The sequence below is a fragment of the Curtobacterium sp. S6 genome (assembly GCF_000710345.2).
In the GTDB taxonomy this organism is placed as follows: Bacteria; Actinomycetota; Actinomycetes; order Actinomycetales; family Micrococcaceae; genus Rothia.
Map to the genome: position 1 here is coordinate 1401781 of NZ_JHEL01000015.1, position 14927 is coordinate 1416707.

Consider the following 14927-nt stretch of genomic DNA (forward strand, 5'->3'; position numbering starts at 1 on the left):
CCCACAATTCGCAACGCCGGGCCCGCGACATCCTTTACGCTGGGAGGTGCTCAGCACGCAAAGAAGCGTCCCAAGATCATGCCCGGGTCAGCGAAGCCCCGGGTGAGAAAGTGAAGGTCGTACCGTGGCCCGTCCCGTCACCCCTACCGAATGGTCCCGTCGCGAAGAGCTCGCCGAGGCGATGATCCCCCTCATCGGCCGGCTGCACCGCGAGAACCGGGTGGTCGTGAACATTCACGGCCGGAGCCTGATCAACCAGTCGGTGACCGACATCATCAAGGCCCACCGGTGGGCCCGCCAGATCGATACCGTGGAGCTCAGCCTCGAGGAGACGTTCCCGATCGTCGAGGCGCTCGGAACCCTGAACCTCGGTCCGGCCTCGGTGGACCTGGCCCGCCTGAATAAATTGCACAAGACCCAGGGCAACGAGGCCGACCTCAACGGCTGGCTCCGCGGCCAGCTCGCCGAGGCCGTCGACCAGAAGGACGCCGAGGAGCACCCCAGCAAGGACATCGTGCTCTACGGGTTCGGCCGCATCGGGCGCCTCCTGGCTCGCATCCTGATCGAGCGCGGCCTGGGTTCCGGGCTGAATCTGCGGGCCGTGGTGGTCCGTAAGAACGGCGAGAACGACCTCTTCAAGCGCGCCTCGCTGCTGCGTCGCGACTCGGTCCACGGCGCCTTCCAAGGCACGATCCAGGTCGACCCCGAAACCAACGTCGTCAACGCCAACGGCGTGCCGATCCAGTTCATCTATTCTTCGGATCCTTCGACCGTCGACTACACGGAATACGGCATCGACGACGCCCTGGTCATCGACAACACCGGGCGTTGGCGCGACGAAGAGGGGCTCTCCCAGCACCTGAAGTCCAAGGGCGTGTCCAAGGTTCTGCTCACGGCTCCCGGCAAGGGGAACCTGAAGAACATCGTCTGCGGCGTCAACGACGACATCATCTCCAAGGACGACCGCATCCTCTCCGCGGCGTCCTGCACGACCAACGCGATCACCCCGGTGCTCAAGGTGCTGGACGACGAATACGGCGTCAACCACGGGCACGTCGAGACCGTTCACTCGTTCACGAACGACCAGAACCTGATCGACAATTTCCACAAGGGCGACCGTCGCGGCCGTTCGGCCGCGCTGAACATGGTCCTGACCGAGACCGGCGCCGCGAAGGCCGTCGCCAAGGCACTGCCCCACATGGAAGGCAAGCTGACCGGCAACGCCATTCGCGTCCCCACCCCCGACGTATCGATGGCCATCCTGAACCTCCAGCTCGGCAAGGCGCCCGAGTCCAAGGAGACCCTCAACGCGTACCTGCGCGATATGTCCCTGAACTCGGCCCTGCGCAAGCAGATCGACTACACGGATTCGCACGAGGTCGTCTCGACGGACTTCGTCGGTTCCCGGCGCGCGGGGATCGTCGACGGGCTGGCCACCATCGTGACCGGCAATTCGGTGGTCGTCTACGTCTGGTACGACAACGAATTCGGATACTCCTGCCAGGTGATCCGCGTGGTGGAGGAAATGGCCGGGGTTCACCCGACCAGCTTCCCGCACGATGCCTGATCAGGGCTGATCCGCGGAGTCCCAAACATACGGCTCGGCGCCGGCATTCTGGTGGATGCCGGCGCCGAGCCGTCTGTCCCCCGCCGAGCTCGCGACCCGCCAGCTATCCCATCCGGAAGAAGCCCTCCAGGGCGCGCCGCAGATTCAGGGCGTCGTCGACGTGGCACATCTCGCGCGCCGAATGCATGGACAGCAAGCCCAATCCGACGTCGATCGTGCGGATCCCTAAGCGGGTCGCGGTGATCGGGCCGATCGTCGAGCCGCACGGAACGTTGTTATTCGAGACGAACTCCTGGTAACTGGCGCCGCCCTGCTCGCAGGCCCGGGCCCAGATTCCCGCCCCGACGGCGTCGGTCGCGTACCGCTGATTCGCGTTGATCTTCAGCAACGGCCCCGCGCCGGGCTCGGGCTGGTTGGCCGGGTCGTGATGTCCGGGGTAATTGGGGTGGACCAGATGCCCGGCGTCCGAGGACAGGCACACCGACCCCGCGAGGGCGCGGCGGTAGTCTTCCGCTGTACCTCCGCGAGAGGCCGAGATCCGCGCCAAGACGTCCTCGAGCACGGGCCCCGCGGCGCCGGATCGGGACGTGGAGCCGATCTCCTCGTGGTCGAAGGCCGCCAGCACCAGGGTCCTCGACCCCGCCCGGTCCTCGGCAGCGGCCGCTCGCAATGCCTCCACGCCCGCGTGCACCGAGGACAGATTGTCCAAGCGCCCCGAGGCGAGGAACTCCGCGGAGGCCCCGAAGAGGCGCGGCTCCTGGGCGTCGGCGAGCACGACGTCGTACCCGAGGACCTTTTCGGCAGGCACCGGGCGATCCGCGTGCGCGGCGAGAAATTCCAGCACGTCGCCGGGCTCGGAGCCGGAACCCCAGATGGGCTGGACGTGCTGTTGCCGGTCCAAGGTCAGGCCGTCGTTGACCTTGCGGTCGAGGTGAATCGCCAGCTGCGGGATGCGCGCGACCGGCCCCGTGGAGACCAGGCGCTCCCCCACGGAGCCGTCCTCCTCCCGGACGGTGAGCCGTCCGGCGAAACGCAGCTCACGGTCGAGCCACGAGTTCAGCAGCGCGCCTCCGTAGACTTCCACCCCCGCCTGGTGCCAGCCGAAACGGTCCACGGAGGACCGAGGCTTGAGCTTGAAGGACGGGGAATCGGTGTGAGCGCCGACGATGCTGAAACCGTCGTGAGCCCTCGCGCCCTCGGGAGAGAACCACGCGATCAGCGCTCCGTCGCGGACGATGTACCGCCCGCCCGCCGAGCCGTCGAAGCCCTCGGTCTCGCGCTGTTCGATGAATCCCGCCGCATCCAGCCGACGGGCGGCCTCGCGGACCGCGTGGAAGGACGACGGCGAGGCCGTCACGAAGGCGCCGAGGTCCTCGGCGTTCCGGCGTGCTTCATCGCCTGAAATGGTCGGGCTGGCCTGATTCATGACTGCCTCCGGGGTGCGGACGGGTGATGGGTGGGTGTCGGCGCGGCCTCCGCATTGTGCAGGGCCCAGCCGGGCCATGCCTTGGCGGCTTCCGCGGCCGGACGTTTGGTCTCGATGCGGCGGCGTCGCGCCATCCACAACACAATGATCGCGTACAGACCGTCGATGACGACCGTCATCACGGCCTCCGACGGGCCGATATCCGTGGCCCCGAACGGGTCCGCCATGCCGAAGACGCCCAGCAGGATCGTGGTGAGGTTATTGCTCACGTGCAGGCCGATCGAGGCTTCGAGGCCGCCGGTGGCGATGCACAGGAATCCCGCGATCGCCGCCAGGATGCCGACGCTGATCAGCCCCCAGAGGTCGTACCCGTGGCTGAGGACAAAGAACGGTAGCGGGAGCAGGATCGCCCAGGCCGGGTGCTTGAGCCAACGCCCGATGGTCTGCATGAGGTAACCGCGAAAGGCCATTTCTTCGCCGACGCACTGGATGGGCACCAGGATGATCGCGGCGATCAGAAGCCACCAGGTCACCGCCCCGTGGACCGACGGGCTCGGAAGCGCTCCGCCGAGGCCCAGCCCGACGGCCTGCGCCACGACGAACACGACCAGGCCCACCACGAAGCACAGGCCCAACCATCCCCAGCGCACGCGGCCGACCACCGAGAACAACAGCCCCAGGGGCCGGGGTCCCATGAAGAATCTGGCCAAAAGGACGCACGGGGCCATGACCGCGATGCTCAGGAACATCAACGCGAACCGCGACGGATGCTCGAGCATTCCGTCGGGGTATCCGTTCGGACCGATCGTCACCGCCGGGCCGCCCGTGAGCGTCGAGGAAGCAAGCATGAGGATCGAGATCAGCAGGGCGAGGACCAGATACAACGGTCCCGAAATGGCGAGCTCGACCAGGGGCTTCCACCAGCGGTGGGTCGGGTCGGAACGCCACAGCCGGTGGTACGGCAGGTCGTCGAGCGGCACGGGGTTCAGGGGAGGAGCGCCGGCCTCGCGGTAGGCCCGCGCGGCTTCGAGGCTCGCGCGGTCGCCGCCGAGTGGACCTCCCGCCGGTGTTTGGTCGGCGAGGGGGGACCGGGAGAAACCCGTCGAAAATTCTGGATCGGGGTGTCTCGGTCTGCCGGCGTCATTTTCCATGACCCTCAGTTTAGGGGCTGGATCCGACGCCGTTCCAGGCGGGGCCAAACCCGGCCGGCAGCGGGGCGCTCCGGGATGGCGCAGTTCATCTCAGAATTGAGAATTCTTGCTAAATACCCCGATATATCTTGGCGCACTATGGGAACCAAGGCAGAATATTCTGACAATATAGAAATTGTTAACCACAGACCTTGACGAAGGAATTCCCATGGGCCTCCGCTTTAATCCACCGCCAAATTGGCCGAAACCGCCCGAAGGCTGGAGGCCGGACCGCGGCTGGCGCCCGGATCCGCAGTGGGGCCCTGCTCCGCAGGGTTGGCCGTTCTGGGTCGATCAGCAGGGCAACCCCGTCGCCTCGGATCGGCCCGAGGACCCCTCGGTGGTGCCCGAGGAACCCGGCTCTTCCCCCACGGGCCAGGCAGGCTCGCAATCGTTTGCCCAGGACCAGCCGGCGACCGGGGACGACCGCTCAACGGGCGGAGGTTCCAGCGCGGCGTCGGGGGCCGGGGCATCGGCAGCCCCCGGTTCATCGACCGAGGGGGTCTCCCCCGAGGGTGAACATGGCGACGCGGGCGCCGCTGGCGCGGCCGCCGGTGCGAGCGGCGGCTCCTCTCAGGCCGGCCCCGGCCCGAATCACGGTCAGGGCCACGACCCGAGGCCCGGCTCAGGAAATGAATTTCAGCGCGGCGCCGAGAATTCGGGATCCCCCGAAACTCAGCAATATCCCCAGCAGGCGTGGGGTGAGTCACCCCAGAATAATCAGCAGGGCCACCAGTATGCCGGGCAATACGCCCCGAATGGTCAGCAGGGAAATCAATGGAACCAGCCGCCGAAGAAAAAGAATTTCTTCACGAGTGCGGCCGGAATCCTGTCGATCATCGGCGCCGTGCTGCTGGTCCTCATCGTCCTGCTGGTCCTGGCCCTGACGGGGGTCATCGGCGGACACAAGGACGATTCGGAAACCTCGCAGGCGGCGTCGAACTCTTCGGCGGCCAGCTCATCGAGCGATTCGGACGCGTCCGGAGGGTCTTCTGAGAGCGCTTCGGCCCAGGCCTCGGCCAGCGGTCAGGGCCCGAGCGGGACCAAGCCCGAGCAAAAGAACATCCCCGCCAACGACGCCACCCCGGTGGTCGAGTTCTCCGGCTCCGGGGATCAGACCGTCAAGACCGACAAGCTCGCCGACGACAAGATCTACTACGTGGATTACTGGTACGAGGGAGAATCCAACTTCGCGATCTGGGGCGTCGACGACAAGGGTGAGCGCGGTGGCCTCTACGCCAACGACATCGATTCGAGCGTCGGCTCCAGCTGGTTGGACCAGATGGGCATTTACGGAAACCCCAAGGCGCTCACCGTGGAAGGCGACGGCAAATGGGAGATGAAGGTCTACGACTCCAACGCGGTCCAGTCGAAGGGCGATAAGACCCTGGGATCCACCGGAACCGTGGCCTTCGCCTACCAAGGCCCGAAGAAGACCGGCTCGTTCACGAACCTCGGCGACGAGAGCGTCCAGGTAGAGGCCTATAACCTCAAGGGAGATTCCGTGTTCCACGAGAACGTCGAAGAGGGCAAGAAGGCCACCCTGGACTTCCCGGAAGCGGTCAAGGACGACCAAACGGTCTTGGTCCAGGTTTCCACGACCCACGCCGACACCGCATGGAAGATCGAGTATCACTGACCCTCGGTAGTTCCCGAGCAGAGTCAGAGAACCGAGCGATCCGAGAATTTCGGGTCGCTCGGTTCTCGTTGGGGTGCACGTCGCCACCGGCGCGGGACACTACGATGGGACAAATGGAGAGACCCTCATGACCCAGGACACGGCCGGTGCGGCCCGTCAGAGAACCACACATGCGGTGGGACGATCGGCGATGCTCGTCCAATGCCCCGACATCGGCGATGTCCTGGCCTTGCACGCGGCGTTACTCAAGGCGCCCCTGCCGAACCAGCTCGAGCTCATCCCGGCCGCGACGACCGTCCTGGTCCGCTTCAGATCCCGCCTGACGCGGCGGGCGGCCCATGAGGCCGCGGAGGCCCTTCGCACGCTGCGCGGGGAGGCCGACGCCGCGACCGAATCCGGCACCGTGGAGATCCCCGTCCTGTACCGGGGCGAAGACCTCGAGGACGTCGCCGAGCATCTGGGCATTACCCCCGAGGCGGTCATCGACCGGCACGCCCACCAGGAGTGGACGGCCGCTTTTTCCGGGTTCTCCCCCGGGTTCGCGTACCTCGTGCCGGCGGACGCCCGCCCCGAAGCGTCGCTGACCGTTCCCCGGCGGGCGAGCCCTCGCACCAAGGTTCCGGCGGGGTCCGTGGCCTTGGCCGGTGACTTCTCGGCGGTCTACCCCAGCGATTCTCCCGGCGGTTGGCAGCTGATCGGCACCACCGATACCCCCGTTTGGGACCTCGACCGCGAGGTTCCCGCCATCATCACGCCCGGGACACACGTCCGCTTCTCGCCCACGCGCGAAACCGTGGAATTACAAGAATCCCGACCCGCCGCGCCGCCCGAACCCGGCGAGGACGCGGCCTTGCGCATCGACGCTCCGGGCCTCTCGACCATCGTCCAGGACGCGGGGCGAAGCGGCCACATCGACTGGGGCGTCAGCCCGTCCGGGTGGGCCGACCCGGAGGCCGCGCGCTCCGCCAATCGTCTGGTGGGCAACGAGGCCGCCGCGAGCGTCCTCGAGAACACCGCGGGCGGTCTGGCCCTGACCGCGCTGAAGGACACCGTGCTCGCCGTGACCGGGGCCCGCGCCGAGGTCAGCGTCGCGGGCGAGACCGCGCGCCGCATCCCGAACGACCGGCCCTTCGCGATGCTGGCCGGGGAACGCCTCTCGATCGGCCCAACCTCCCGGGGTCTCCGGGTGTACGTGGCTGCGCGCGGCGGATTCGAGGTGGCCCCGGTGCTCGGCAGCGCGGCCACGGACACCCTTGCCCGCCTCGGGCCGCCCTCGTTGACCCGCGGCAGCGCGGTGCGCCTCGGACCACAACCGCACCACGCCGTGGTGCCGGAGCTTCCGTCCGTGCCACTGCCCGAGACGGAGGCCGTGAACGACATCCCGGTTTCTCCCGGCCCACGTTCCGGCTGGTTCACCCCGGAATCCCTCGACGCGATGGCAGGCTTCACCTGGCAGGTCACCCAGGAGAGCAACCGCGTCGGCGTCCGGCTCGCGCCGCGGGACGATTCCGAGGAGGAATCGCCCCTCATCCGGACCCAAGAGGCCCAGGACCGGGAGTTACCCAGCGAGGGCATCGTCGCCGGGTCGATCCAGGTTCCGCCCAACGGAAACCCGGTGATTTTCATGGCCGATCATCCCGTCACCGGCGGATATCCCGTGATCGGCGTCGTGGAACCCGAGCATCTGCGCCTGCTGGCCCAGGCGCCACCGGGGACCGCGATCCGCCTGCTCCTCGACAGCCCAGAGTCCCCCGCCGGACAACACACGACCACCACGGAGAACACCACATGCGCAAAGTCCTGATCGCCAACCGTTCGGAGATCGCCGTCCGCGTGATCCACGCCTGCGCGGAACGTGGAATCGGCACCGTCGCCGTCTACGCCGATTCCGACGTCGATTCCCTCCACGTGCACCTCGCCGACGAGGCATACGCCCTGGAAGGCAACTCCCCCGCGGAGACTTACCTGAACATCGACAAGCTCCTGGAGATCGCCCGACGCTCCGGTGCGACGGACGTGCACCCCGGGTACGGGTTCCTGGCGGAGTCGGCGGATTTCGCCAGGGCAGTGACCGAGGCCGGCCTGACGTGGATCGGCCCGTCGCCGGAGACCATCGAGGCCTTGGGCGACAAGATTCAGGCCCGCGCCATCGCTACGGCCGCCGGTGCCCCGCTCGCGCCCGGCACGGATGGCCCTCTGGAAGACGCCGGCCAGGCCCGGGACTTCGCCGAGGAGCACGGCCTGCCGATCATCATCAAGGCCGCCCACGGCGGAGGCGGGCGCGGAATGCGCGTGGTTCGGGACCTCGACGAGGTCGAGTCCGCCTTCGAGGCCGCCGCCCGTGAAGCCAAGGGGGCCTTCGGTCGCAGCGAGTGCTTCGTCGAGCGCTTCCTCGAGCGCCCGCGCCACGTGGAGGCTCAGGTCATCGCGGACTCGCACGGCGGTGTCGCGGTGATCGGCACGCGCGATTGCTCTTTGCAGCGCCGCAATCAGAAGCTCGTCGAGGAATCCCCCGCTCCGTTTCTGACCGATGACCAGCTCCGCCACATCGAGGAAGCCTCGGGCGCGATCTTCCGGGAGGCCGGGTACGTCAACGCCGGGACCGTCGAGTTCCTGGTGGGATCGGACGGCCTGATCTCCTTCCTGGAGGTCAACACCCGCATCCAGGTCGAGCACCCCGTCACGGAGGAAACCTTCGGTGTGGACCTCGTGGGCCTTCAGCTCGACGTCGCCGCCGGTGAGAAACTCCCGCTGGAAAGCCCGCTTCGTCCACATGGACACTCGATCGAATTCCGCATCAACGCCGAGGATCCGGGGCGTGGTTTCCTGCCCGCCGGTGGGTCCGTGAAGACGCTGACGGTGCCGAGCGGGCCCGGCATCCGGTGGGATGCGGGCGTGGTCGCGGGTTCCCCGGTGGCCGGTGACTTCGATTCCCTGCTCGCCAAGCTCATCGTGACCGGGCCGACCCGCGAGGCCGCCCTGCGGCGCGCGCGCCGGGCTCTGGCGGAAATGACCCTGACCGGCGTCGCCACCACCCTGCCGTTCCACCGCGCCGTCCTGGAGAACCCAGACTTCACGGGAGATCCCTTCCGCGTGTACACCACGTGGATCGAAGATGTTCTGACGCCTTCTTTAGAGGCCGACGGCGGTTATCGCGCCCCCGAATACGCGGACCGCACGCTCTTCGGCGAGCCCGGAGGCGAGGCGGAAGGTTCCGTGACGGCCGGGGTCGAGGTCGAGGGACGCCTGACCAAGGTGCGTTTCCCTGCCGACGCGTTGGCCGCCATCGGTGCGGGCCTGGCTCGCGGTCTCGGCGGCGTGGCGTTCTCCGGTGAGGCTGCGGCGTCGCAGGGTTCGACTGAGGAGTCATCGGGCGAGGTCCAGCTCACGGCACCGTTGAACGGCTCGCTCGTCCGTTGGGTCACCGAGGACGGCGCGGACGTGGAGCAGGGCGAGGTCGTGGCCGTGTTGGAGGCCATGAAGACCGAAATGCCCCTGGAGGCCGACGCTGCCGGAGTGCTGCGCCGGGGCGACGTCGAGCCAGGCCAGAAGCTCACCGCCGGGCAGTCGCTGGGCCGGATCGAGCCGGCGAGCTAACGGGCGCGGGCTAATCCACGTCCGCGGGCTTTCACCGATCACAACGGGGTTGATGCAAGAATTCGTGACGTTCGAGGTATCGCACTGCGACCGCACGTGAGACGCGCTGGGCCTACGCGTCCCCAGCCATCCGGGCGGATGCACATGATCGGCTAGCCAGAGAGTTCGTCAGGACACGGAGGATGAGGGAGGCAGGGATGGGCGCTTCGGTAGGGCAGACTTCGGGCCCAGATCCTTCATCAGCCCGTGAGAAACGCGACGGGCTTCCTACACAATTTAAGGTCGTCTTAGCAGGAGAGTCCTTATCTCTCCTCGGTGCCCAGATATCGACGGTGATGATTCCCTTGATCGCCGTTCTGGCGTTACATGCGGACGAATTAATTCTCGGTATACTTAGCGCAATTTCATGGTTTCCTATTGTAATCTTCGGACTTTTTGCAGGTACGATAATCGATAGATCCAGTCGCTGGCTGATTATGGCAATCTGCAACATTGTCCGAGCAGCGTTAATTTCTGTGATTCCGATACTGGCAGTGAGCAACACACTGAATTTGAGTGCACTACTTCTCGTGGCCTTTGGTGTTGGTATATGCAATGTATTTTTCGATATTGCATATCAGACGTATGTCCCCGAGTTGGTCGCGGCCGACGCGCTCGGTAAGGCAAACAGCGGTCTAGAGTTCTTTCGCTCAGCGGCTCAGCTCATCGGCCCACTCATGGGCGGACTTCTTGCGACTATTTACCGCCCCGAATTTGTAGTGTCAATTACGTCAATCACGTTCCTTATCGCATTTTCAGCATTATTGGTTTTGCCGTCCCGATTCCGAGTGCGGCCGGTCAACTCCGATTCGATGATCGGACACAAACGAATCTCATTCATCACGGAGCTGCGTACGGGCCTATCGCTCGTATGGAAGTCGTCGCAGATTCGTCTTGTCGTGCTCGCCGGGGCGATGGTAAATATCTTTGCCGCAGGCGTCAGCGCTCTTTTCGTTCTGTTTGTCACGCGCTCCCTTGGGCTCGATTCTTCGGTTTTCGGAATAACCGTCGCGGTCGCGGGCATAGGCGCTTTGGTCGGCGCTCTTACGTTTCGTTGCTGGGCCAATTTTTTCCATGAAGGAACCTGCGTTGCCGTTGGTCTCTTGAGCACGGGACTCGGAACCGTACTGGTGGCTCTTGCCGTCTTCTCCAACCGTCCGATGGTGTGTCTCACCGTCGGCCAATTATTCGTTGGCTACGGCTCTCCCGTCATGAACATCTCCCTGGTGACGCTACGCCAGCGCCTCACCCCGCTCGCGCTTCTCGGCCGGGTGAACGCGAGCGCTCGTGTCGCCATCATGAGCAGCCTGCCGCTGGGTGCACTGCTCGTCTCGGGTCTTGCAGAGGCGACGTCCACAACGACGGCGATCTGGGTATCTGCTGTCGGAGAATTGGCAGTGTTGCTTATTCTCGGCCCTTTCCTGCTTCGGATCAAGGCAAACGAACCCACTAGCTAGCCCTGAGATGCTCCGCCAGTGGGTTGAGACAAGGACACGTGATACTCGATGTACCACGCTGTGACTGCAGGCGACTCGGCAACTGCTTCCGGCTCCACCAGCGTCAACCAACATAACCGGATCCATCCCCGGTACGGATGCCACATCCGCCCTACCGAGGTTATGGTCACGGCCATAAACTACCCCCACCCCAATTGGGCCATCCGCGACGGCCCAGACCCCTCCTACGTAACGTGGCCGAAAACTCTCTCCATCGCCGTATTGTCACCCGCAGCCCCGACGTGACCCATTGACTCGGGGATGTCGACAGCACAGAGATGCTCCAGCACGCCCACGGCGACCCAACGAAGACAGTCCACGCAGAGAAAGGCCAACAGCGCCCCTCTTGTGGAGTTTAATTCAGATCTGTATTATCTCCTTTGGCGGTCTGGCCCCGAGATCGCCATCCTCTGGTTGACAGTGCGCAATGAAGCACACGATCCATTGGAAGGAAGACATGACACTTTCGCTCAATCCGGCGCGGGCAATCACTAGCCATGGACCATTCGCCCTCACCTCAGAGAAGTCTAATCTCGCCATAACGGCACCATATTCCCAATTAGCACAGGTAGCGGATCTACTTCATTGTTGGCCATCCGAAACGAACCATGAATTAAATGGCTTAAGCGACACAGTCACCTATCGGGGTGTTCTATCGCCTACAGCGATCTCACCATCCTCATCAAAAGTCAGACAGATGCAGCATTTGGCGCACAGACACAATGGCTTGACCAAACTCTTCGGAGACTGGTTATTGGGCGAGTACGGCCACGCTTCCGTTCCAACATACCCATCGAGCTACCTCGTACTGGCTGGCTGGACTTTAGAACATTGAGCAAACATGGGTAACCTTATGTGTCCACCAAAGTTTTTACTGTCGTTGTACGACAGTTATTCACCGAGGCCTCTTTTTCTCGTGATGCAGATTCGGAAATTAAAACATCAACGAACTCTTCACTATTTATCCTTAGAAAATTATTATCGGACGCGGAGTCAGAGGTAACAGCGTGAGCGACGGTAATCCCCGACGAACTGCGGTGCTATGGGACCGCGACTTTACGCGACTATGGTGTAGCGAGACCGTCTCGTTCTTCGGAAGCCAGTTAACCTTATTCGCCACGCCCATCGTGGCATTGGAATACCTCCATGCTTCTGCAACAGAGGTGGCCTGGATCAATACCGCAGCCGGTGTAGGCACATTGGTTTTTCTGGGCTTGCTCGGGCCGTGGACCGACAGAGGCCGACGGACCTGGTTCATGTCCACCCTGTCCCTGATACGCTCACTCGTACTTACGGGTGTGGCGCTGTTGCTGATGACGCAAAACCTGTCCCTTTATGTTCTGCTTATCGCAGTAGCCCTCGTCTCCGGGATGACCGGCCTCTACGACAGCGCCTTCTCGGCTCTATTGCCCGGTATCGTCCACCGTTCGAAGCTCTCCGCCGCGAATACCTGGGTCGCGGGCATTCGCTCGGCCGGAGATATTGGCGCAGGCGCGGCGGCAGGAATCATTCTTCAAGTCCTCTCACCCGTCGCTCTATTTATTGCTGACGCCTTCACCTACGTTGCCTCCGCCATAGCGGTGTGGCGTATTCGTGAGCCGGCGCCCACCCCCATCGAACGGATCACCGTGGTTGGGTACGTCCGTTCCCTCGGCGTCGGGTTCCAACAGCTTTACCGTCACCGCGTCATGTGGCCGGTTAACCTATCCATCGCCCATTTCAACCTCTTCACGTCCGCGATCCAAGCCGTATACGTCACGCACGCTCTCCGGTCCGGAGCTATGTCTCCGGTAGAGATTGGGGCCGCGGGTACCCTCGGGGGCACCATTGGGCTCCTTGCGACGAGCGTCGCACCGAGATTGTGGAGCCTGTTCCGGCCGATCACCGTTCTCACGACTACATTTACCCTGCCTGCTCTCGCAGGTTTAGGCATGCTCTTCGTCGCGCCTCGGGAACCCCTTCTCAACGTCGCGCTCCTCGGCCTCTCCCTCGGCTTTTGGGCAGCCTGCGTCATGGTCAACATGACGGGTACGGAAACCCTCAAACAGGTTCTGGTCCCCGAGCGAAACCTCGGTAGCTTTTCCTCAGCTAGCCGGATCCTTACTTGGGGCATCGACCCGGCAGGGGCCGCACTGGCCGGCGTCTTGGCGCTCTACCTGCCCACAGGGCCTGTCCTTGCAGTGGCCGCCATCGGTGTCGCCACGTCCGCGGCGTGGGTGCTAACAGCCTCGCCGGTTCGGGAACTACCCCGTCTACAAGACATCACTGCACCAGACCATCGCCCCTGACCAGGATGACGAATGCGCCTGCAGTCCACGCTCGGACAACCGGGCAGTCGCTGGGCCGGATCGAGCCGGCGAGCTAACGGGCGCGGGCTAATCCGCGTCCGCGGGATTTCATCGATCACAACGCAAAGCGTCGGCAGATCCGCCAAGGATCTACCGACGCTTTGTCGCCCACGGGTGGGTCGCTATGATCCTCGGGATCGGCGCACCCGGACCAGGCCGGTGGCCGAAGCCACCGCGATCCCCCCGAGAACCCACAGCAACCACGATTGCACGGGTGATGAACCATCGAACACGGCCGGCATGAGAAGAATCAACAACGCGGCGGAGACCGCAAGGCCCACGATGAAACCGACCAATGTGTAGTTACTCTTCACCACAACCCCTGACGTGAAGCAGCTCGCAACGGCTGTCTTGGGACGTCGATTAGCCGTTCCAGAGCTTCGCGAGGCCCTGAATCGCATTCACCCCGAAGTACAGCGTCAGCAACCAGACGAAGACGCCGGCGACAATCAGCCACTTCGGGTACTTGTACCCCTGCAGAAGATCCCGGCGGAAAATCGCGACGATCAGAATCACGGTGAAGCCCAACGGCAGGATCAGGCCGTTGATGGTTCCCGCGATGACCAGCAGCGTCGCCGGGGGCTTGCCCAGGCCCATGAACACGATGGTCGACAGCACGATCATGATGATCGTCAGCAGATTGCGGATCCAGGTTTTGGTGTTGCGGGTGGTCATGAACGAGACCGAGGTATACGCGGCACCGATCACCGAGGAGATCGACGCGGCCCACAGGATCACGCCGAACAGTCGCAAGCCGATGTCTCCCGCCGCGTGCTGGAACGCCTCCGCGGCCAGGTTCGAGCTCGTCAGGGCCACACCCCCGGCGACGACGCCCAGGATCGCCAGGAACAACAGGTACCGCATCACGCCGGTCACCACGATCGAGGTGATCGAGGCCCCGGAAATGGACTTGACGTCGTCGACCCCGGAGACGCCCGCGTCGATCATGCGGTGCGCGCCGGCGTAGGTGATGTACCCGCCGACGGTTCCGCCGATGAGCGTGGTCACGACCACCATGTCCACGTTGTCGGGGAGGACGGTCTGGCGGAAGGCGTCCATCACCGGAGGCCCGGAGACCACCGCGACGTACCCGGTAATCAGGATCATGAGGACACCGAGAACCACCACGATCTTGTCCAGGGCCACGCCGGCCTTCTTGGACAGGAAGACCAAGATCGCCAGCACGGAGGTCAGGATCCCGCCCCATTTGGCGTCCAGACCGGTCATGGCGTTGATTCCCAGGCCTCCGCCGGCCACGTTGCCGACGTTGAAGACGAATCCACCGAACACCACAAAGATGCCCAACACCACGCCGACGCCGGGCAGGATCTTATTGCCGAGCTCCCCGGCGCGCAGGCCACTGATGCCGATCACGCGCCACACGTTCAGCTGGACCGCGACGTCGACGACGATCGACAAGAAGATCGCGAAGGCGAAGGCCGCACCCATCTGCACGGTAAACGTGGCGGTCTGGGTGATGAATCCCGGGCCAATGGCCGAGGTGGCCATGAGGAAAAGCGCGCCCAGCAGGATCGATCGTTTCGACTCGACCTTGGGCAACTTCTGCTTGGTGACGACGTCACCCATCGCGGTCTGCGGCCGCGAGCCGTCGGCCTCGGAGGCCG

The 14927-nt window shown here is 64.4% G+C and carries 9 protein-coding genes; 6 read left to right on the top strand and 3 right to left on the bottom strand.

Annotation, left to right across the window (positions count from 1 at the left end; all coding sequences use genetic code 11):
- Positions 1-181: 181 nt before the first annotated feature.
- Positions 182-1567 (top strand): glyceraldehyde-3-phosphate dehydrogenase, encoded by a 1386-nt coding sequence (locus CURSPS6_RS08625; RefSeq protein ID WP_051687860.1) that lies wholly within the window; start codon positions 182-184, stop codon positions 1565-1567.
- 103 nt (positions 1568-1670) lie between these two features.
- Here CURSPS6_RS08625 and CURSPS6_RS08630 read toward each other — a convergent pair whose 3' ends face one another.
- Together CURSPS6_RS08630 and CURSPS6_RS08635 are read right to left on the bottom strand one after the other, a co-directional pair.
- Entirely contained in the window at positions 1671-2993 is a 1323-nt protein-coding gene (locus tag CURSPS6_RS08630) for a M18 family aminopeptidase (protein WP_030015570.1), read from the bottom strand.
- Positions 2990-4144: a CPBP family intramembrane glutamic endopeptidase gene (locus tag CURSPS6_RS08635; RefSeq protein ID WP_051687768.1), complete on the bottom strand. Its 1155-nt coding sequence runs from the start codon at positions 4142-4144 to the stop codon at positions 2990-2992. The genes CURSPS6_RS08630 and CURSPS6_RS08635 overlap by 4 nt, the downstream gene beginning before the upstream one ends.
- Before the next feature lie 208 nt (positions 4145-4352).
- On the opposite strand from CURSPS6_RS08635, the gene CURSPS6_RS08640 reads away from it, so the two are divergent.
- The 5 genes from CURSPS6_RS08640 to CURSPS6_RS08660 all read left to right on the top strand — a co-directional run bounded on the left by CURSPS6_RS08640 (position 4353) and on the right by CURSPS6_RS08660 (position 13242).
- Positions 4353-5822: a hypothetical protein gene (locus CURSPS6_RS08640; protein ID WP_030015572.1), complete on the top strand. Its 1470-nt coding sequence runs from the start codon at positions 4353-4355 to the stop codon at positions 5820-5822.
- A 127-nt stretch (positions 5823-5949) separates the two neighbouring features.
- Positions 5950-7626 carry a carboxyltransferase domain-containing protein gene (locus CURSPS6_RS08645; protein WP_051687769.1) on the top strand — a complete coding sequence of 559 codons (1677 nt, stop codon included), beginning with the start codon at positions 5950-5952 and terminating at the stop codon, positions 7624-7626.
- Positions 7611-9419, top strand: a complete 1809-nt coding sequence (locus CURSPS6_RS08650) for a biotin carboxylase N-terminal domain-containing protein (protein ID WP_030015575.1) — start codon at positions 7611-7613, stop codon at positions 9417-9419. Before CURSPS6_RS08645 ends, CURSPS6_RS08650 begins: the two co-directional genes overlap by 16 nt.
- 197 nt (positions 9420-9616) lie before the next feature.
- A complete protein-coding gene (locus tag CURSPS6_RS08655) occupies positions 9617-10915 on the top strand; it encodes an MFS transporter (protein WP_160319782.1) in 1299 nt (432 codons plus the stop codon).
- 1046 nt (positions 10916-11961) lie between these two features.
- On the top strand, positions 11962-13242 hold the full coding sequence (locus CURSPS6_RS08660) for an MFS transporter (protein ID WP_160319783.1): 1281 nt from the start codon (positions 11962-11964) through the stop codon (positions 13240-13242).
- Positions 13243-13665: 423 nt separating this feature from the next.
- Here CURSPS6_RS08660 and CURSPS6_RS08665 read toward each other — a convergent pair whose 3' ends face one another.
- Complete coding sequence (locus CURSPS6_RS08665; protein WP_030015579.1) at positions 13666-14889, bottom strand: NRAMP family divalent metal transporter; 1224 nt, start codon at positions 14887-14889, stop codon at positions 13666-13668.
- Positions 14890-14927: the final 38 nt, after the last annotated feature.

Excerpts from the sequence above, each read along its gene's own strand:
- CURSPS6_RS08650 (WP_030015575.1), top strand. The coding sequence starts at position 7,611 with ATGCGCAAAGTCCTGATCGCCAACCGTTCGGAGATCGCCGTCCGCGTG.
- CURSPS6_RS08625 (WP_051687860.1), top strand. The coding sequence starts at position 182 with ATGATCCCCCTCATCGGCCGGCTGCACCGCGAGAACCGGGTGGTCGTG.
- CURSPS6_RS08645 (WP_051687769.1), top strand. The coding sequence starts at position 5,950 with ATGACCCAGGACACGGCCGGTGCGGCCCGTCAGAGAACCACACATGCG.
- CURSPS6_RS08635 (WP_051687768.1), bottom strand. The coding sequence starts at position 4,144 with ATGGAAAATGACGCCGGCAGACCGAGACACCCCGATCCAGAATTTTCG.
- CURSPS6_RS08630 (WP_030015570.1), bottom strand. The coding sequence starts at position 2,993 with ATGAATCAGGCCAGCCCGACCATTTCAGGCGATGAAGCACGCCGGAAC.
- CURSPS6_RS08640 (WP_030015572.1), top strand. The coding sequence starts at position 4,353 with ATGGGCCTCCGCTTTAATCCACCGCCAAATTGGCCGAAACCGCCCGAA.
- CURSPS6_RS08665 (WP_030015579.1), bottom strand. The coding sequence starts at position 14,889 with ATGGGTGACGTCGTCACCAAGCAGAAGTTGCCCAAGGTCGAGTCGAAA.
- CURSPS6_RS08655 (WP_160319782.1), top strand. The coding sequence starts at position 9,617 with ATGGGCGCTTCGGTAGGGCAGACTTCGGGCCCAGATCCTTCATCAGCC.